Here is a 20,251-nt window from a genome sequence, read left to right on the forward strand (position 1 = left end):
TTGGCTGCAAATGCAAGCCAAAGTGCGTTATCGGATTTTGTTTTTGACATCATTACCCATCTTATTAACCTTAATTAGCTTAGTATTTATTACCATTTACTGGAATGTCATATACACAGGTAAGCAATTGTTTATGAAGGTAAAGGCTGACTTGGTTGTCGCTAATAGTACCTTGGTGCAAGTGCAGGAACGCCAGCAAGACAAGCTCGACTCGATCAGTGAATCATGGGATTTTCAACATGCATTTAGGCTAATAAAACACAGTGAGCAACAACCTAATCCAAGTGCGATAAGTGCATTAAATATTCTTTTGGCACAACAGAAAAAAGAGTTAGGGTTAGACTTTTTACGTTTAATTAGTGTTGCCGATGCCGCTGGAGATCCTGATTTACGTTTGATGTTACATCAAACCAAACAGAAGGTTTTTTCGGGTTTAATGGTATTGCCAGCCAAACGTCTCGAAAGAATTAACTCAGGTTTAGCAAAACAAGCTCAAATTACATTGATCCCGACATTACATGCTAAAAACCCTAAACAAACCATGGAAACCCGAGGTTTATTAAGTCGAACGCTACTGCCAATAGCCGATCAGTCGGGAAATGTATTTTGGTATTTAGATGGTGGGATGTTGTTTAACCACAATACCGACATAGTCGATAGTATTCGTGACTTAGTATACGGCAAAGGCACTTTGCCTGAACGTTCAATCGGTACCGTAACCCTTTTTTTGGATAATATTCGCATTAGCACCAACGTGCCTATGGAGTTGTTTCCAAAAGACAGCAATAAATCCAATAGAGCCATGGGGACCTTAGTGTCTGATGAGGTTTATCAGCAAGTACTGATAGAAGGTCAAACGTGGATAAATCGTGCCTTTGTACTTAATGATTGGTATATCTCGGGTTATCTACCTTTACTCGATGTTCGTGGCAAAAGGGTTGGGATGGTGTATGCGGGCTTCTCTGAGTCGCCTTTTTTACATAATTATTTACTCAATATTATCGAGCTCGGCACTATTTTAGTTTTCGTGTTATTGATTTCAGGGTTTTTAGTTTATCGCGCTGCTAATAGTTTACTTCAACCTATTGAATATATTCACCAAGTTGTTACCGCAGTACAGTCTGGTCGAAATGTCAGAATTGGTAAATTAGACATCAACGGTGATAACGAGTTGGCGCATTTGGCCGAGCAATTTGACCGAATGTTAGATCAGTTGCAGCGACGTAATACTCAAATTCAAGCGGCAGCAGAGCAGTTGGAAATAAAAGTAGAACAACGTACCCGCAGCTTGCAAGATAAAACAGAAGAGCTCGAACGCAATGTTGCGTTGTTGCATGCCACCAGACAGCAATTAGTGACTAACGAAAAACTGACCGCACTGGGCGAACTGATTGCCGGTATTGCCCACGAAATTAATAATCCTACTGCCGTTATCTTGGGGAACATGGAGCTATTAAAATATGAGCTGGGTGACAATGCTGCGATAGTCGAAGAAGAAATTGAATTGGTTATTCAACAAGTCGGTAGGATAACGACTATCATCCGTAGCCTGCTGCAATATAGCCGTCCTGGTGAGTTTAATGCGCCGATAACATTACAACCTGTGACGCCAATTGTTGAAGAGATGCTGTTATTAGCGCGTCACTCTATTGAGCAACAAGAAGTGAAGTTGATCAAGGAGTTTACGGCTACAGGTTCAGTAGAAGTCAATCGACCTCAGCTATTACAAGTGCTGATTAACTTAATGGTTAATGCTGCCCATGCGATTGAGAATAAAGGACGGATTTGGCTACGAACCTACGACTGGCTAGAAGACGGAATCGCTATTGGGGTAAAAATTGAAGTTGAAGATGAAGGGATGGGGATTTCGAAACAAGATTTGAGTCGTATCTTTGATCCATTTTATACCACCCGTAAAGATGGTACTGGTTTAGGGTTATCTCTGAGTTATGGGATTATTAAACGACTTGGCGGGATGATCGAAGTGAATTCGACGGTAGGCACTGGCACGATATTTACCATTGGGCTTTACCATAAAGCCAAAGATGATCAGCAGCTTGGGCCTTATGAAGGCCTACATTTTGGTGACAGTACACAGTAAAATACTTTACTAAATAGGCAAGAAATAGACAAAAAACAGGCAAAAAAAAGCCGGGTGATTAACCCGGCCACAAAGAGTGTGTGAGCAATGTCGTGCTTGCGAACTCTGCAGACTAATTAAAGGTGATGAAGTCTCTATTTAGCAAACCGAGCTTTGGAACGCAAGTTAATAATAATCATTCTCATTTGTATTTGCAAGTGTTTATCGTCATAAATTTCATTTTTATATATAACTTCTTAAAATTATTAGGTTAGTCATTGATTAATAAGGAAAATATTTTCTCTATTAGCCTTTTGCCATTATATTTAGATGGGTTTATTAAATGAAACTATTTTTATGTGGATTTCAGCGTTGTTTAGCGTAATGGCAAATGGGTTTGTGCTGTCGGAATATACTATTAGCCTTACTAGAGCTACTGCGCAGAGATATAGAGTGAAGTTCTGTGTAAATCCGCTTTAATCTACACTATTTAGTTATATAGCCTCAGGTGAGAATTAGAACGGAATGTCGTCATCCCAGCTGTCGAAAACATTGTAAGCGACATTGATTAACTGCTTATGTAAATCAAGCAATCATTTAAATAAACCTATTATCTAGATTAAACCTATTATCTAGATTAAACGTTTACGCAAATACTATGATGCTCACTTACTTACTTGGATAACAACGTTGTCATTATCGTTGCTGTCATTAAGTAGAATCTTGTCTTGCAGCACTTTTAGTAACACACCATAAGCGGGCAAAAACAAACCTAGGCTCACTATCAGCTTAAAGGCGTAATCCACCGTGGCTATTTCTGGCCAGTGTGTTGCCATAAACGCATCGTTTGAGGCATAAAACGCTACACTGAAAAACACTAAGGTATCAACTAAGTTACCAATTAATGTTGATGCAGCAGGTGCGACCCACCAAGCTTTGGCCTGACGTAATTTTGCAAATACAGTGATATCCATGAGCTGACCAATTAAGTAAGCCACAAAGCTGGCAAAGGCGATGCGAAATACAAAACTATTCCACTCAGCTAAGGCGCTAAAAGCTTGTAATTGACCTTGATGAAACAATACGCCGACTAAATACGACACTACAAGTGCCGGTATCATGGCTTTGAGGATAATGCCTCTAGCGGCTTGCTGACCAAACACTCTCACGGTTAAATCGGTTGCTAAGTAAACAAATGGAAAGCTAAAAGCACCCCAAGTGGTGTGGTAGCTAAACAGCTGAAATGGCAGTTGGACAAGGTAGTTGCTTGCGCAAATAATTAAGATATGAAAACTGACTAATAGCATCAGTGCTCGGCGATATTTCGCCTGGGTTAACGTCAACATATTGTGGCCTTTTTAATTGGGTTAGCGCGGGGTGAGGGAACCCGCTATTAGTTTGGTTAACAGTATTTACTGGTGTTAACGAGGCTATTTAGCCGCCGTTAAACAGATAAGCTAATGTCTGTTATAGAGATTATTATTATTTTAGTTTATTGGCCGAGTTTACGTTACACACATCCATTAGTTAGGCCATATTGAAGGCAATACCAAGGTGTTGGCAAACGCGGGGGCGAGATAATAGCATGTGCTTTGCACAAGCGAAAGATTTCGTCGAGGATAACGCTATTGGTTTTAGTTCGCTGAGGAAGATTAAAAGTCGATTAAAATAGACAGAACTGTGGCTAACTTATTTTCCAGTTCTTGCCATTCAGCTTCAGGATCTGAGCCTGCAACAATGCCTGCGCCAGCAAATAAATTGATTCTTCTCGGCTCTATCAGTGCACTTCTAATTGCGACTGAAAACTCTGATTCATGGTGATTTAAATAACCACAAGCTCCAGCATACCAACCTCTAGCGTAACCTTCACGCTGGCGAATAAAGTTCAGTGCAGCCTCGCGCGGTAATCCACCCACTGCGGGAGTGGGGTGCAGTGCGCGTAATAATTCAAAATCACTAACGCCCGGCTTTAACTGCGCTCGAATAGCGCGGTGCAAATGTTGAATATGATTAAGCTTGAAAATTTTAGGTTGCTCATCAGCACCTACATATTGGCTTAACGGTGTGAGCACATCGACAATATGTTTTCTGACTAACTGATTTTCATGGCTATTTTTAATGTCATCTAATAATGCCTGTGCCAGTACATTATCTTCTTCTGGATTGAGCCCTCGGACAGTTGTTCCTGCTAATGCTTCGGTAAACAGTTCCTGTTGGCGACGTAAATATAATCGTTCTGGTGAGCAAGAAATAAATGCGCGTTCAGGGCTAAATTGGAATCCAAATTGAAAACTATTCGGATTACGGCCTTGCCAACATGCTAGTACTGTCCACGGGTCAATATTGTCATCTACATCTATTTGGCTGTGGCGTGATAATACGACTTTAGGTGTTGAGTTGATAAAATTTGCTTGAGTGACTTGTTCAACTAACTCTTTCCAACGTGAAAAATTAGGTAAATCACTCCGACCCATTAATGTGAGTTTATTTGGCGGCGACAAAGGACGTGGCTTTTGCACCATTGCGATAGCATTTAGGGCAGATTGTATTTCGTCTTCAGGCTCACCATTTTCAAAATTAAGATTCACTAATACTCTAACGTGATTACCGCTACGGCGTAATTCAATTCTGGGTAATATAAAGTGCGCACGACCAAACTCAGGCCAACATTCTACAGTGCGATCAAACGCTAAACCGCCATAATAACGAATATCTTGATGATTGGTTTTATTGCGTTGCTGTTGATAAATTTGCGCTAGGGCATTGTCGTCAACTTGGTCGGCAAAATAAAACGTTTTGCATGAGCCTATGGCGGCGACATCTTCGTTTCTATCGCGGCCGTGCCAATAGATTTTTGGGTATATGGTTTGAGCGCTTAACCAAGATATTAATGGCAGCGCAGCAGTCTCTACAGATAACTGCACGATAGGGTCACAGATCGGCACATTGCGAAGTTGTTCGAGCTTAGTAATTAACTCGCTAAATTGTGATGAAAAAAAGTGACCAGCCAATCTATACCTCTCGTATAACAACATAAGAGTTAACGTTAATAAACCTATTAAATTGTGTCAATTGGCAAGATGAAAGCGTGTGATCTGAATTGCTAATATAGCGTACTCTTTACCAGCATCTTTGTACTGTAAATGGTGCGGCAGCAAGTTGCTCAATATCATCAACAACAGCTTGATTGTTTCTCGTTGAGGTTTTTTACAAAGATCGTGAATCGGAATGTGACCATACGGTAATATTTCCCTAAAAGAAGTAGGCGAACGAGCTAAAGTAGTTCAAAATATAGCTAGTATTATGTGAGCTAGATCCCGTTATTAAAGTTCTCTTTCGGAGTAATTGTTACAATGAATGATTCTGTGGAATCAAGCAATGTCATTAAAATCCCCATCGATAAACTTGCTTTAGGCATGTTTGTGACGGCAATAGATCATCAGCAAAGTAAGGTGGCTATTCGTAATCCCGGACAAATCAAACATCGTGATGCAATTTTAAAGCTGAAAAAAAATAACATTCTGCTTGTGTGGGTTGATGTTGATCGATCTTCAGATACTTGCGGGCTAAAAACAGCAGGTAAATCGAGCTCTGCTAGCAGTTTATTGGTACGTAAAGCGACTGTCACTCGAGATGGTCAACAAGTACAGGCAAAAAAGCTACTTGCTGAAGCAAAAGGCTTAATTCAAAAAGTGATGTCGGAAACCTTCAGCGGTAAAGCCATTGAAGTCAGTCAATTTGAAGATGTCGCCGACAAAATGATTGAGTCTGTTATGGACGATGCGGATGCATTTAAGTGTATTTCTGCACTGCGTACCAAAGATGCTTATTTGCTTGAACATTCTATTAATGTTGCCTTTTTATTGGTGACTTTTGGTAAACATCTTAAGCTTGATCGTGAACTGCTAAAGCAGATGGCTGTGGGGGGGATTTTGCATGATATTGGCAAAATCCAGGTCGATAACGAAATTTTGCACAAACCAGGTAAGCTAACCCCAGAAGAATTTGAGCACATGAAATTGCATCAGTTTTATGCAATTGAAATCATGAATGAAACAAAAGGCTTATCGCAAGTGAGTAAAGATGTGTGCTTAATGCATCATGAAAAACTCGATGGCCGTGGTTACCCTAATGGTTTAAAAGATGAACAAATTCCTCAACATGGGCGTATGAGCTGTATTGTTGATATTTTTGATGCATTAACTGCTTCGCGTTGCTACAAAGAAGCCATGAGCCCGGCGGCAGCGTTTAAAATTTTGATAAGCTTGACCCCATTTCATCTTGATCAAAAGCTTGTTTATGAGTTCATTCGCTGTGTGGGAATATATCCTGTCGGTTCATTGGTGCAGCTATCGGATGAACGAGTCGGAATAGTATGGGACTCTAAAGGGCGTGATGCGTTGCATCCTATTGTTAAGTGTTTTTATTCGATTAAACATAAGCGCTACACTGAAGTGACTATGGTTGACTTACTGAAATCGGAATTGCATATTGAACGTGGTGTATCACCAAGTATGCTTGATGTAGATCCCAGCCAGTTTTACTAATCGGTTATCATCATAAACGGTTGCTCAGCTAATGTTCGATAATATCTTGATACAGTGGTGCTAATTTAGCCAGTAATGCATTGCGGGTTGCTAGTGGGATATGCTGTTGTTTAAGTGCTTCGATTAAATGACCCACAACGGCATCAAAGTCAGCTTGGCTAATGTGTAATCCAATATGTGCATCAAACATGGATGCACCTTGGTACACGCATTCTCCGCCACTGATTACACATAAATGCTCAATAAGCCGTTGGCGAAAAATCTGAATATCAGTTTGTTCAAAATGATGCAGAATACGTTTGTCTTGGGATAAATGGGCTAGAAAGTCATCGGTAATCATACTGACGCCTTTATCTCCTCCCAGTTGCTGATATAGAGTTGTGGGTTGGCTTGCACAGGCAACAGACAGGAATAACAACGCGCCAAAAACGACTATATGATGTTTAACAATATTAACCATTACAGCGTTCCCTCTACAGATAAATACCACCCTTGCTGTTGCTCAAATCCGGCAATGCTGCCTAAATCAACATAAGCGCCTACAACAGAAAGGTGTTTATTAACAAACCAAGCCATAAAAATATCCTGCCAATCATTTTCTTCTGCAAAACCAAGTTGATCAGGCTTTTGTTTGTATTCATAACCCAGTGCAATATTATCGGTTAATAACACCGCAATAGAGGCTTCAGCTTGCAGTTGGTAATCGTTGTTTGTCGCAGTACCAAAACCAAGCAAACCAGTTTGGTTAGCTTTGGTTGCTCTGAGGGTTAAGTTAGTCACCAGATTACGGCCAGCAATGGCATCAAAATAGACTTTACTGGCAGCCAAATAGATATCAACTCCCCAGTCATTCCTTGCCCCAACGGCTTGTGGTAACGCAAAATCGTCCACCCGTTTATATTGTAGCCCTAAGCTAATTTGTGGCATGGCGGTGTATAGCACTTCACCGGCTAGTTTGTATTTTACCCCAACAATATCTTGGCCCAGTTTGCCGCCTAGGGTGTCTAGATCAAAAGTTTGCTTAGCAATACTGAGTTCAAAGCGGTTATCAATGCTTAAGGATGCGCCAATAGAATGTAATGTAAAATCGTCAACATAGACTGCAGTATTCATTGCTGTGAAAGACCATTGGTCTGAGCTTGCATAGCCATTAATGACTGCCCAAGACACTATTCCTCCACCGGCACTACCCTCAATAGTTGTGGCGCCACCAGTAGCGATTACTTTACTTGTCTCAGCGTGAGCAGAAGCACTGATGAGGCTTAATAGCACCGATAATAGAATGCACATTAGTTGATACATTAACGTAGCGTATCCTTAACTGGGGGGCTGATTGTTAGATTGATTAAACTGTTGGAACCACACAATAAAATCATCAGCTTTTAGCGGTTTTGAATACACATAACCTTGAATTATATCGCAATTGAGTTCGCGCAAAATATTGATGCCTTCTTCAGATTCAACGCCTTCAGCCACGACAGATAAATTGAGCCCTTTAATTAATCGAATGCTGCTATCGACAATCATTAAATCAGTTGCATCGGTATGAATATCTTTAATAAAACTGCGATCAATCTTCACTTCATTAACGGGCAGTAACTTTAAGTAAGCTAATGAAGAGTGCCCGGTACCAAAGTCGTCGATGGCAATGGCTAAGCCGATATTTCTAAACTGCTGTAAAACAGCAATCACCGTTTGTGCATCTTTCATCACAGCACCTTCGGTCACCTCTATCGACAGAGCGTTAATCGGTAAATTATTGCTAATCAGTAACTGTTCAATGTCTAACGGCAGCTGAGGATTAGTGAGATCATGGGCAGATAAATTAATCGCCACCGTCAGCGAAATACCTTGTTGCTGCCATTTGGCTAGCTGCTTAATGGTGGTATTTAATACCCAGTCGCTGATCATCGAGATATTACCTGAGTTTTCCGCTAAACGAATGAACTCATCCGGCGGGATAAACCCCAGTTCAGGATGCTGCCAGCGGATCAGGGTTTCTGCGCCATGGCAATGATTGCTCTGAATATTCACTTTAGGTTGAAACACCAAATGCAACTGCCCTTGTGCTAAGGCAATCGGTAAATCACGGATAATCATTAATTCACGTAAATAGCGTTCATCTTCACCTTGTTGATAAGTGGCTATGCCTAGGGATTCCACTCGGGCTTGATTTAATGCAATTTCAGCATGGCGAATTAAAGTATCAATATCATTACAGTCATAGTCACTGGATAAATCAACAATCCCTACCCGCACATTGACACTTATTTTTGAGCCCTGAATAGAAAATGGATTGGTTAATTGTCGTAGATAGTTATCAAGCTTTTCAAGCGGAATACTCGGTTGGAATAGCAACAAAAACGAGTCGCCATCTAAGCGCGATATTAGTTGGGCCGTTGGGGATAAGCTTTCTAAACGGCTGGAAAACAACACCAATAAATCGTCGGCATTGGCAAATCCAATGATGTTATTTAAATGGCGAAAGTTTTTAATGTCTATCATCACTAAACTGCCATGCATTTTACTCAGCAGCAGGCTGAGTTGTTGTTTAGCGGCCAAGCGATTATATAAACCCGTGAGGTTATCGTGTTGTGATTGATAAACTAAATCGTTTTCGCGCGATTCAATATTTTCACGCATTATCGATAAGGTGTTGGCTAATACTTGTAACTCAGCGGGTGCACCTTTAATCGGCGGAGGGTTTTCACCTTGGCCGACTTTGCGAGCAAAATTAACTAATGCATAAATGGGTTTCGTTAAGCCGTCAGAAAACCAAGCGGCAATCATAAACGCCAGTAAACACGTTATCGCGAATATAATTAACATGTTATTGCGCAGGGCATCGAAATTTTGCTGCCACTTAACATTTGACTGATGCAGTACCGCCCACTGATGGCCACTATTTTTATTTAACGCAATGGTGGTCGATAAGTAGTTTGATGGTATGTCATCACTGACCTTATCCACTGTTTTTGCGAGTAGGTTAATACGCGCTAAAACATCTTGTTGTTGAGCTTGGGCTAGGGTTGAGACAATTTCAATTCTGCCAGCGGACTGGTTGATAAAACTGATATCAATTCCGGTAATGGTTTTGGCTTGGTTTGCGACATTCTTGTCCATAGTGAAGCCCATGCCGACCCAGGCTATTAATGTTGGCGCTTTGACGGGTTGCAACACAAATTGGTAACTACTGTGGTCATAATTAAAAATTTCAAATGTGGTTGAGCGGTTTTTGGTTAATGTAAATAACTCATCAATATTGGCAGCAGTGAGACCTTGTAAGCTTGAAGAAAGTAATTTCCCCTGTGGAGATAATAAAATAGCAGCGTCAGCATTAATGCGCCTGCCATGGTTGGCTAACACTGACGATATTGTATCTTGCTCGCCAGTGGCAACAGCGCGTTTAAAACCAAAGTCAGCACTGAGTAACGACAAACTTTGGTTTAGCTGATCGCTTCGATTCGACAACATTTCGACAAAAATATTGGAGCCAATATTAAGATTCTGAGTTTGTTGTTGGCGAAAATCTCGCTGAGTTGCGCTTAATACAAACAACGCAGTAGTTAACTGCATTAAGGTTAATATTAATAGGAAAGCTATTATCAGTCGGTTGCGAAAACTAGTTGGCATGTTATCCCGTGGTATCGCTTGCTTGAAGGTAACTACCAAAGCCGCTAGGTGGTGACGATGGTTTTTCTTGGTGTTCAACATCAATACTCAGCGTTAGTTGATTATGGTCATTGTTTACTATGACCAAAGATGATGGTGTTGCTGTAATCTGCCAAGGATGCCAAATGTTGACTTGGTATTCGCCTGCAGGTAAATCTGTTAATTGGATTTTACCTTGTGCATCACTCACCGAAAAGTAAGGGCTGCTGGCCACATAAATAAAGGCCTGCATGTAATCATGAATATTGCAGCCTATGGCAACTAAACCTGGTTTATCAAATGTAATCGGGTCTTCAGTTGTGCCTACATACAATTTTAACTCAAATTGTTTAGCTTCAGAAAAAGAATAAACATGGTGCCTAGTGCGATCTAAATTAGGAAAATCAACCTTGGCACCTTGTGGCACAGCCAATACAAAAGGTGAGAATACTCGATTTTGTTGGCGCATTTGGTAATGTGCCAAGGTCGATGGCGTTGTATTAGATGGTGACATAGAAATTAACTCTACCACGCTATCGCTTAGCATCACGCCTTGCGCATCGGTAACATTAATCGTCAAAGTAGCCGCTGTAACTGCCGCTGAAAAAAAATACGTTAAACACAACAAACATGTCGTAAATGGATTTATTGGCATGTATTGGCCTCATTATTAAGAGTGTAGCAAGAGTGCCGCGTAGTGGTTAATGGTCTACGTAATATGGCATCATAACCTACAAGAATCAAAATACAGCATCATCACAGCTTAATGCGACTATTTGTTTCGGTATACATCAGCAAACGAGGTGTTCATGAAAATGTATGTATCCATCAGTTTAGTACTGATATCGTTAATCCTGCTTATTCCCGGGGTGACAGAACCGATGTTAACGATAACAGGCACCATTGAAAAGTCGCAGTTAGTGGATACGGGTAAGGATATGTTAATCCAAGATTTAACGGAAGACTCTCGTGCTAATACCCGTGGAATATTGGATATTGCCGCCAGTATGTTAGGGCTAGATACGCTAGAAGGCGAAGTGGAGGTTTTTCGTAATAGCCGCAGTATCATTGATACCATTTCAGCACTATACCAATCACATCATTTCGTCGTTGCCATGTTGGTCGGGTTATTCAGTATTGTGATCCCTGCCGTTAAGTTAATCACCATGCTCATATTACTACTGCCAGTGCCGCCCTTAATTAAGCAAAGATTGAGCAAAATGATCAGTGGTATCGGCAAATGGTCTATGGCCGATGTTTTTGTGGTCGCAATTATTGTGACTTACATGGCAGGTAATGCGTCAGCTGGAATGGGCGACATGCTTAAGACTCAATCTCAGTTTGAAATCGGTTTCTATTATTTTTTAGGCTACTGTATTTTTTCAATCGCTAGCCAGATGATGGTCGACATGACACAAACGCAAAAGTCGCAGAATACCACTCGCTAATATAGACAACTGAGGCTACTAGGTTTGTGAGCTGGCGACATTAAAATTCGACGTTAACGTAAAAAAGGCTTAAATCAGCTTATTATTTTGATGATTCATGGGAATCACGATAACAAGTCATTATGGTTATGGGTAATCGAAGTCGCGATATTTCGCGACTTGTGTTTTGTAATGGTTATAATGGGTCTAAGCTCTAGTAACCTTAAGATTGACTATGACTGACTCTACAACCCCTGAATATATTGGCTCCGATCATTTTTTGCCTAAAAATACTCTGTTGCTTAATGCCATGACAGAGGGCGTGTATGGTTTTGATTTAGCCGGTAATGCGGTGTTCATTAACCCCGCAGCAGAGCAAATGACAGGCTGGAAAAGTGCCGAATTAATTGGCCGAAATATTCACGACTGCCATCATCATAGTCATGCAGATGGTAGTCATTATCCTCAACATGACTGCCCCATTTATCGCACCTTACAAGATGCTATTCCTCGGCAAGTGAACGAAGATGTATTTTGGCGTAAAGATGGCAGCAGCTTTCCGGTGTATTACAGCTCAACCCCAGTATATGATCAGCAACAACTTGTCGGTGTTATCGCGATATTTCGTGATGTAAGCATGCAAAAACATACCGAGCAATCATTGAGACAAGCATTAGCGCAAGTGCAGGCTTTGTCAGAACGGTTAGCATCAGAAAATCAATACTTACTCACTGAGCTACAAGGTCAGCAAGGCGCGTCAGGAATATCGGGTAACAGCCAACCTATCAATCAACTCATGCAACAGATCCACTTGGTCGCTAATACCGACAGTACCGTACTCATTTGCGGTGAAAACGGCACCGGCAAAGAGTTAGTTGCGCGTAACTTACACAGGCTAAGTCATCGTAAAGACCAGCCGATGGTGAGTGTTAACTGCGCCGCATTTTCGACCGCATTGCTGGAAAGTGAACTGTTTGGTCATGAAAAAGGCGCATTTACTGGTGCTACAGCGCGTCGCAAAGGCAGATTTGAATTGGCCAATAATGGCACCTTATTTTTAGATGAAATTGCCGAGTTGAGCTTATCGGCACAATCTAAATTGTTACGGGTGATTCAAGAGCAAAGTTTCGAGCGCGTTGGCAGTAGTGAAACCATTAAGGTCAATATTCGCTTAGTGGCCGCCACCCATCACGATTTAACCGCGCGAGTAGAGCAAGGCTTGTTTCGCATGGACTTATATTACCGCTTGAACGTATTTCCAATTACCGTGCCGCCGTTACGAGAGCGCCGCGAAGATATTCCGCAATTAGTCAGTGATTTAGTCGCATCACTGAGCAAAAAACTCGGTAAAAAAATCACTAAGGTGAGTGCTAAAGGACTGAAGAACTTACAGCAATATGCTTGGCCTGGTAACGTACGTGAGTTGCAAAACCTAATCGAGCGAGAAATGATTTTATCGCAAAGTGGCCATTTACTGTTTAATACTTTACCTGTAGCGGTTGCCACACCGTTAGCTACCCGCACGTTAACCATGGCACAAGCCGAAGCCGCACATATTATTGCGGTATTAAATGCTAGCCACTGGCGTATTTCTGGCCCGTTTGGTGCTGCTGCAATGCTAGATATGCCGGCGAGTACCTTACGATCTCGAATGAAAAAGTTAGCCATTACACGCTAATTTTTATGATTGGTTTTATTAGATCGCGATATATCGTGTAAAAAGTGATATATCGTGACATTATTGTATAAGTATTTTGTTTTAATCGTTTTAAATCATATGATTACAACTATATCTAAGTTGGCTTAGTCTTTGCTATAACAGGGCAATATTGTGTTATAGGAATACATTTATGCCCAAATCATCATCTCAAACTCCGGCAGCGACTGTGCCAGTTGATAAAGCTGCCGTTTCACAACGGATTCCAGTGGTGCAAATTGCTACGCCGTCGACAAAAATTCAGGTTCGAGAACAGAAGGGTGTATTTCAACGGCTGCGTCAGCACAGTAATACGTTACTGATTGCGATTTTTTTCATGATCCCATTTATCAATTATCAAGGCCGACAAGCCATTCTGTTTGATGTCACCGAACAGCAATTCTTTTTCTTCAATATCACCCTGTGGCCACAAGATTTTACCGTTTTAGCGTGGTTTTTTATGGCCGCTGCTTTTGCATTATTTTTTGTCACCGTTTATTGGGGCCGAGTTTGGTGTGGCTTTTTGTGTCCGCAAACCGCATGGACCTTTATATATATGTGGGTTGAAGCCAAGGTAGAGGGCAATCATCATCATCGAGCGGCATTAGACAAAGCGCCATGGTCACTGAGTAAAGTGCGTAAACGAGTGACGAAGCATGCGGTGTGGATGGTGTTTGCCTTGCTAACTGGCTGCGGGTTTATTGGTTATTTTATGCCTGCACGCGAGTTATATGTTGATATTTTTAGCATGAGTAGTGGTTTTTGGACTGGCACCTGGGTGTGGTTTTTTGCCATATGCACTTATTTAAATGCCGGCTGGATGCGTGAAATGATGTGTTTGCATTGCTGTCCTTACTCGCGTTTTCAAGCGGTGATGTTTGACGCCAATACTAAAACCGTGAGCTATGATGCTGATAGAGGGGAATCTCGTGGGCCACGTAAGCGCTCACAAAAAACGGAACTAGGTGACTGTGTAGATTGTAATTTGTGTGTTGACGTTTGCCCCACTGGGATTGATATTCGTAATGGCTTGCAATACGAATGTATTAACTGCGGTGCCTGTGTTGATGCATGTAATCAAACCATGGAAAAGTTTGGCTATGCACCCAATTTAATCAGCTTTACCAGCGAAAATGCCTTAAAAGGACAACCAAAAGCCAGCTTGTTGTCGCTAAAATCGCTTGGTTACGCCAGTGCATTACTGATCATGATTGTGTTGATTATTAGCGATTTAAGTCACTTAAGTCATATACAGCTCAATGTAATCCGCGACCGCCAAACCTTGTATCGTCAAGTGGGTATCGATAAAGTTGAAAACAGTTATCAACTTAAAATTCGCAATAAAACTCAACAAATGGCTTTTTATCAAATCAGTATCAGCAATGACGATCCCCAAAAGCAAACATTGCAAATAGTCACCGACAGCTTGATTGCGATAAAACCTGCAGAACAACTGGATTATCCGTTGACCCTCAGTGGCCGCCTGAGTAACCGCACGAGTGATAGCACCCAACAAACAGTGCAATTTAAGGTGACCCAAATTCAAAGTTTGGAAAATCCAACGCCAACGGAACCTGCTAATGAGATCTCGCAAACATCACGCTTCTTTTGGCCATAATCTCAGTATCTCAGTATGGCGGCATAAACGCGTGTCGACATTATTGGATACTACGCAGCAAAATGGTTAAGTAACAAAAAGGCTTGTCGCATTATTAATGGGACAAGCCTTTTTTGCTAAACGTTCGCAGTGTAATCGCGATAAGCCATTAACGCTGATGTAACGCGTAGTCGCTACCATCTTTAGCGGTAAACACTTTACAGTTGCCTTCAGTTGGCTGACAGCCTGTGTGGATTAAGCTAATCCATTGCTTGTATGGCGTCGGCAAATTCTTAATTGGAATCGCAACTTGAATGTCTTCAATATTAGCCTGGTCTGTGGTGCCCATTTGTCCTTGGCGGTCGAAACAAATCTCAACATGGGTATCATTATTCTTTAATACAACAGATGTTGGTTCACTTTTGTGACCCGTCAATGCCACAAATTGACATGGATTTTGTAAACCACACTGAGAGCCGTCTTTTAAAAATGCCAATAAGTGAGTGTAGTAAACTACATAGCTGCTGACATCTTGGTGCGAGCCTTCAGTTAATGGAAATTGTGCATCCAAAAAGTCTTTGGCGTTTGTGGTGCGATCCTGTTGATTCGTCGTTGCCACAAATTGCTCACCAATGAAGCGGTTAAGGTTTTGGGTGGCTGTTGCGCTTGCTTGAGTAGACATATTCATCGCCTTATTCCTCTTCGTATTGTTGTAGGTCACAAAACCTTTTTCAGTATTGTTTATCATTAAGCCTTGTTCGCAGCTTGATTTTTAGTCTATGCTATTTTTACAAACAATTTCACAATAAAAATTTTACAGTGTGAATTATACAAAATGAGAAATGATAAAAGCTTAATGCGAAAGACCCATTTTTTGGGCACAAAGATAAGAAACTTGCGTAAACGCAATAACTTAACCATGGAAGACTTGTCTGCTCGTTGTATGCGTGTTGACTCAGGTAACTCGCCGTCAGTGTCATACTTGTCAATGATCGAGCGCGGAAAACGTGTTCCAAGCGCTGATATGTTGGCGGTAATTGCAGTGGTTTTTCAAAAAGAAGTGGAATGGTTTCTTGATGATGTGCCAGAAGATGAAGCGATTACGCCTGAAAAAGGCAATAAAGGCGGCATTAGTGGTATGCCGCTAGAGCCGAGTTTTTTGTTCTCCAATGACATTTTGCAAATTGCCATTCCTGAAATGTTGTCGCAAACTGGCACCAGTGGCCGCCAATTTGCTCATTTACTGATCCGCGCGCACCAAGAGCATCATCAAAACCATTTTCCTGATTTAGAGCGTGCCGCCGAAGAAGTCGGCTTAAAACGTATGCCGCTTGCCACCGAAGATATTATCGATATTGCCAAAGGCATGGGCTTAAAAATTAAATGGATCGACCGTGCTCCTAAAGAAGTTATCAACGAAATGGGCTTGAGTTCTAAGCAGTTGGTTACCTCATTTTTTGAGCCACCGGGAACCATTTATATCAGTAATATTCTGAAAAATAGACCCAGCAGATTAAGATATGACTTGGCCGTGCACATAGGTCATTGTGTGTTGCACAATAAAGACGGCTTAAAAAGTGTGATGATGTCTGGTCGCCGTGATGACTTTGATGATGCGTTGGTCCCTCAGTCAAACACCTTGAATGCACAAGATATTTTGCATGCGTGGCGTGATTTTGAATCAAGCTTTTTTGCGGGTGCTTTGCTGTGTCCTAAAGTGCCGTATCGGCAGTTACTTGACCGACATGGCTATGAGATTAGCGTGCATAAACAACTGCAAGTGTCAGCGTCTGTTGCTATGCGCCGCATGACGGTAGTGTCGCCTTATCCGCACTGGCATTACTTTGATGCCTACGCACCGGGTAAGCTAAAAGCGGTTTATCGTGGTAATGGCATTCCTTTGCCTTGGGGTAACATGCGCCTGGTAGAAGACCCGTGTCAGCACTGGGCTGTGTTTAGAATGATTAACGAGCCAGTAGCAGGCACGTCTGCGCAAATATCAATTTTAAATGTCGGTAATGAACCGCGTATTTATTGCTGTGAATCGATTAAGGTTGATGACTCGGCAGGTAATCCGCATGTGTTATGTGCGGGTATTGATTTAAATCCGGCGATTGAAGCGCAAGGCAAAGATGCGCAGTCGATTGCACATGAATTAAAACAAGCTTGCTCAACGGGCGGCGGCTCAATCATTATCCCCAAACATATCCAAAAGGATCTTATCAGTGTGGCGAAAATCCTTAATATTAACTGGATTGAGCGCGGGATTAAAAAAGATGCACAGCTAATTTGCTCGCGTGGAGCAGTGTGCCCACGTCAGCCAAGCTGTTATGCCGCAGGGCGTAATTTATGCGAGGGAGATCAAGGCTAAGTTGACCTTTGTTTATGCCGCATCTGCATAAGTTGATGCGGTATAACAGGCGTGATTAAACGGCACCTCAATCCTGTTAAAGAGCAAACTGCACTGTAATGCAAAGCCCGCAGTTATTGACGGCATCGGTTGGCGCTAAGCTAATTTTTGCATCCATTTGCTGCACAATACTCGCCACAATCGCTAATCCCAACCCTGAGCCATATTCGTTACTGCCCAAGACTCGATAAAAGGGTTCAAACACTTTTTGAGCTTCATCTGTGGCGATACCAGGACCTGTGTCTTTGATGGTCATCTCAATGTATTGCTCTGTTTTAGTAATGCTTAAATCAATTTTACCGCCATTTGGGGTATAGCGAATCGCATTGTCGATAAGGTTGTGAATTAAGGTTTTTAAACGAATGGGATTGGCATTGAGTTCGGCGTCGTTATCTTGGCTAAAGCCCAAATCAATCTCTTTCGCTTCTGCCAGTGGGTATAGATCTTCAATCACCTCAACGAACACCATTTTTAACGATATTTTTTGAGGTTGTTGGACGCTGTTGTCTTGTTGACGCGCCATCGACAATAGTTGTTCTAGTAGATGAATACTGCGACCTATTCCGGCTTGTAGTGCATTAAGCTTCTGGCGCGCATCGTCCGTTAACTCTGTTTGCTGAAGACGTTGTGCCTGTAACGACAGCGCAGTTATGGGCGATCTTAATTCATGAGCGGCATCGACAATAAAGCGCTTTTGGCTAGCAATAACCTGGCTATTTTTGCTGAGTAAACGATTAATTGCCTCAACAAAGGGCACTATTTCACTCGGTAATTGAGTGGTGGGAATTAGCTGTAGGTCGTGCTCAGTTTGACGGTCAACTTCGTGGGCTAAAATACTAATCGGGCCAAGAATTTTGCCTAAAATATACCCCAGTAATAACAGTAAAATTGGAATTAATACTAACAATGGCATCAGAGTGTGCAGCGCGGTTTCAAACGCAATATCGTCACGAATAGCAGTATCTTGGGCGATGGCGATACGTTGAGTGGATGACAAGGTGCGTACAAACACTCGCCAAGATTGGGTGGCTAAATTAACCGTATGAAATCCATCGGTTAAATTGTTCGGCAAGGCTAGGGTATTTTGGGCTAAGGCATTGCTTGCTGAGTTACTACCCAATAACTGCACTGAAACCTGAAACTCCAACTGATCTTGGCTTAACGGGGTGAGTGTTCCGTCGTTTAGCGTAAGCGAGTAATGGTCAAACAGCACGGCCATTTGTTGCAATACATCATCTTGGAGCTCATGGGCTTCTTCAAAGGCACTGCTAAAGGTAAAGCTGGCTGCTATTATCGCAACAGACAAAATGGCTGCTGAAATCCAATAAGATAAGCGTGTTTTTAACGAATTACTGGGGCGTTTTTTGACACCATCCATCCTACACCTCTGACATTTTTAATGGTTTCTGTACCCAATTTTTTACGCAAACAATGAATTAAAAACTCTACAGCATTACTTTCTACCTCTTCACCCCAGCCATAAATTCGTTCTTCTAAATCACTTTTTGAATGAATCGAACCGGGTCGAATAAGCAATGTTTGCAGTAGGGCGAACTCGCGGTTAGACAGTAAAATATTATCTTGAGTGAGGGTTTTGGCTTCATGTGTGGCTGGATTTAGCCAAACAATATTATTGGTTAATTCTGATGTATGTTGGTTGGCATTGCGCCTTGTTACTGCACGAATGCGTGCCAGTAGTTCGGTTATATCGAAGGGCTTAACGAGATAATCATCGGCACCTAAATCGAGCCCTTTGACTCGGTCTTCTAGGTTGTCTCTGGCGGTAATAATGATCACCGCCAGTGCGGGATGCTGAGCTCGAATATATTGCATTACTTGTAAACCATCCAGTTTAGGTAAGCCAAGGTCGAGCAACACCACATCGTATTGCTGGCAACGTAAACTGTGCAGTGCCGCTTCACCATCGCATATCCAATCAACCGCATAGGCGACATCTTTTAAGGTGCTTTGCATGGCATCGCCAATCATTTTATCGTCTTCTACTAATAAAATACGCATAGCACCTCAATCGGACACAATGACACAAAGTGAAAAGTCTTGATTAATGATGTGTTGTCGCGGCTTGCTGCTTAAATAACATTAAACACAACACCATACCAAAGAGTAATGCGGCCGACGCACTAAAGCGACTAAATTCTAATCCACCATGACTAATGGGTTTATCTAAAAAGTCACCCACCACGGCACCTAAAGGTCTGGTTAAAATAAAGCTTAGCCAAAACAACAGAGTGCGAGATATTGAGCTCCAAAGATAGGCAGCTAATAACACTAATAACAGGCTACCAAAGATTAACGCACTGACATCATAACCAAGGCCTGCACTGTCTACTGTCCAGTCGCCTAGCGCTGTACCTAAGGTTTGTGACAGTAAAATCGTCACCCAATAAAAACATTCGGTTTTGGTATTGTTTATCGACTGATTCGACAGGCTACCTGCACTGACGTACCAAATTGAAAATGACATACACAACAAGCTCACTAGTAGCAATGTGCCGCCGGTATAACCTATGCCTAGTGAGCGGTCGGCAAAGTCAGCCATGGTTGTGCCAGCCGTCGTTGTAGCAATAATAGTGGCCCAATAAATACTCGAAGAATACTGTTTACTGCGAATTTGTATTGCTACCGCTATCGCGAATAAACCGATAAAAATAACTGAGCTAACTAAGTAGCCGAGGTTAAGCGACATCGATAAAGCATCTCCTGCCGTTTCGCCTAAGGTGGTGGCCAGTATTTTTACCAACCAAAATATTAAGGTGACTTGTGGCACTTTAGTCAGCGCTTGCTTTTGTAGTGTGTCCATATAGATGCTCACTTTTGTTGAT

At 41.9% G+C, this 20,251-nt stretch carries 16 protein-coding genes; 6 read left to right on the plus strand and 10 right to left on the minus strand.

Annotated features, from left to right (window positions below; all coding sequences use genetic code 11):
* Positions 1-10: 10 nt before the first annotated feature.
* Positions 11-2,101 (plus strand): sensor histidine kinase, encoded by a 2,091-nt coding sequence (locus AAEY98_RS05865; RefSeq protein WP_351015662.1) that lies wholly within the window; start codon positions 11-13, stop codon positions 2,099-2,101.
* 644 nt (positions 2,102-2,745) lie between these two features.
* On the opposite strand, the gene AAEY98_RS05870 is transcribed toward AAEY98_RS05865, so the two are convergent.
* On the minus strand, positions 2,746-3,426 hold the full coding sequence (locus AAEY98_RS05870; protein WP_101088586.1) for a 7-cyano-7-deazaguanine/7-aminomethyl-7-deazaguanine transporter: 681 nt from the start codon (positions 3,424-3,426) through the stop codon (positions 2,746-2,748).
* Between the two features lie 306 nt (positions 3,427-3,732).
* A complete protein-coding gene (locus tag AAEY98_RS05875) occupies positions 3,733-5,115 on the minus strand; it encodes an isochorismate synthase (RefSeq protein WP_101088585.1) in 1,383 nt (460 codons plus the stop codon).
* Positions 5,116-5,433: 318 nt separating this feature from the next.
* Between AAEY98_RS05875 and AAEY98_RS05880 the strand changes: the two genes are divergently transcribed.
* Positions 5,434-6,627 (plus strand): cyclic di-GMP phosphodiesterase, encoded by a 1,194-nt coding sequence (locus AAEY98_RS05880; protein ID WP_101088584.1) that lies wholly within the window; start codon positions 5,434-5,436, stop codon positions 6,625-6,627.
* 28 nt (positions 6,628-6,655) lie between these two features.
* Here the strand turns inward: AAEY98_RS05880 and AAEY98_RS05885 are convergent, their stop codons facing one another.
* Genes AAEY98_RS05885 through AAEY98_RS05900 form a run of 4 tightly spaced genes read right to left on the minus strand, consistent with a single transcriptional unit; the run spans position 6,656 to position 10,933 of the window.
* On the minus strand, positions 6,656-7,087 hold the full coding sequence (locus AAEY98_RS05885; RefSeq protein ID WP_351015557.1) for a group I truncated hemoglobin: 432 nt from the start codon (positions 7,085-7,087) through the stop codon (positions 6,656-6,658).
* Positions 7,087-7,929, minus strand: a complete 843-nt coding sequence (locus AAEY98_RS05890; RefSeq protein ID WP_351015560.1) for a DUF3034 family protein — start codon at positions 7,927-7,929, stop codon at positions 7,087-7,089. Before AAEY98_RS05890 ends, AAEY98_RS05885 begins: the two co-directional genes overlap by 1 nt.
* A 15-nt stretch (positions 7,930-7,944) precedes the next feature.
* A complete protein-coding gene (locus AAEY98_RS05895) occupies positions 7,945-10,260 on the minus strand; it encodes a putative bifunctional diguanylate cyclase/phosphodiesterase (RefSeq protein ID WP_351015563.1) in 2,316 nt (771 codons plus the stop codon).
* A 1-nt stretch (position 10,261) separates the two neighbouring features.
* A complete protein-coding gene (locus AAEY98_RS05900) occupies positions 10,262-10,933 on the minus strand; it encodes a methylamine utilization protein (RefSeq protein WP_351015566.1) in 672 nt (223 codons plus the stop codon).
* Between the two features lie 154 nt (positions 10,934-11,087).
* On the opposite strand from AAEY98_RS05900, the gene AAEY98_RS05905 reads away from it, so the two are divergent.
* The 3 genes from AAEY98_RS05905 (at position 11,088) to ccoG (ending at position 15,019) form a co-directional block, all read left to right on the plus strand.
* Positions 11,088-11,726 carry a paraquat-inducible protein A gene (locus tag AAEY98_RS05905; RefSeq protein ID WP_351015569.1) on the plus strand — a complete coding sequence of 213 codons (639 nt, stop codon included), beginning with the start codon at positions 11,088-11,090 and terminating at the stop codon, positions 11,724-11,726.
* Positions 11,727-11,940: 214 nt separating this feature from the next.
* Entirely contained in the window at positions 11,941-13,383 is a 1,443-nt protein-coding gene (locus tag AAEY98_RS05910; protein ID WP_351015572.1) for a sigma-54 interaction domain-containing protein, read from the plus strand.
* A 172-nt stretch (positions 13,384-13,555) separates the two neighbouring features.
* The gene (ccoG, locus tag AAEY98_RS05915; protein WP_182744914.1) at positions 13,556-15,019 is read left to right on the plus strand and encodes a cytochrome c oxidase accessory protein CcoG; all 1,464 of its coding nucleotides are present in this window, start codon (positions 13,556-13,558) and stop codon (positions 15,017-15,019) included.
* A gap of 148 nt (positions 15,020-15,167) precedes the next feature.
* Here the strand turns inward: ccoG and AAEY98_RS05920 are convergent, their stop codons facing one another.
* Positions 15,168-15,680, minus strand: coding sequence for an aldolase/citrate lyase/malate synthase family protein (locus tag AAEY98_RS05920; protein ID WP_049763561.1), 513 nt, complete (start codon positions 15,678-15,680; stop codon positions 15,168-15,170).
* Positions 15,681-15,833: 153 nt separating this feature from the next.
* Here AAEY98_RS05920 and AAEY98_RS05925 point away from each other — a divergent pair, with 153 nt between their 5' ends.
* Positions 15,834-17,369, plus strand: a complete 1,536-nt coding sequence (locus AAEY98_RS05925; protein ID WP_101088576.1) for a DUF3612 domain-containing protein — start codon at positions 15,834-15,836, stop codon at positions 17,367-17,369.
* Between the two features lie 76 nt (positions 17,370-17,445).
* On the opposite strand, the gene AAEY98_RS05930 is transcribed toward AAEY98_RS05925, so the two are convergent.
* From AAEY98_RS05930 to AAEY98_RS05940, 3 genes are read right to left on the minus strand one after another with little or no spacing between them, the layout of a single operon-like run.
* Positions 17,446-18,786: a sensor histidine kinase gene (locus AAEY98_RS05930; RefSeq protein ID WP_351015576.1), complete on the minus strand. Its 1,341-nt coding sequence runs from the start codon at positions 18,784-18,786 to the stop codon at positions 17,446-17,448.
* Positions 18,750-19,427, minus strand: a complete 678-nt coding sequence (locus AAEY98_RS05935; protein ID WP_351015579.1) for a response regulator transcription factor — start codon at positions 19,425-19,427, stop codon at positions 18,750-18,752. Before AAEY98_RS05935 ends, AAEY98_RS05930 begins: the two co-directional genes overlap by 37 nt.
* 43 nt (positions 19,428-19,470) lie before the next feature.
* Entirely contained in the window at positions 19,471-20,229 is a 759-nt protein-coding gene (locus AAEY98_RS05940) for a COG4705 family protein (RefSeq protein ID WP_182744918.1), read from the minus strand.
* Positions 20,230-20,251: the final 22 nt, after the last annotated feature.

The organism is Shewanella sp. AC91-MNA-CIBAN-0169, assembly GCF_040310165.1.
Classification (GTDB): domain Bacteria; phylum Pseudomonadota; class Gammaproteobacteria; order Enterobacterales; family Shewanellaceae; genus Shewanella.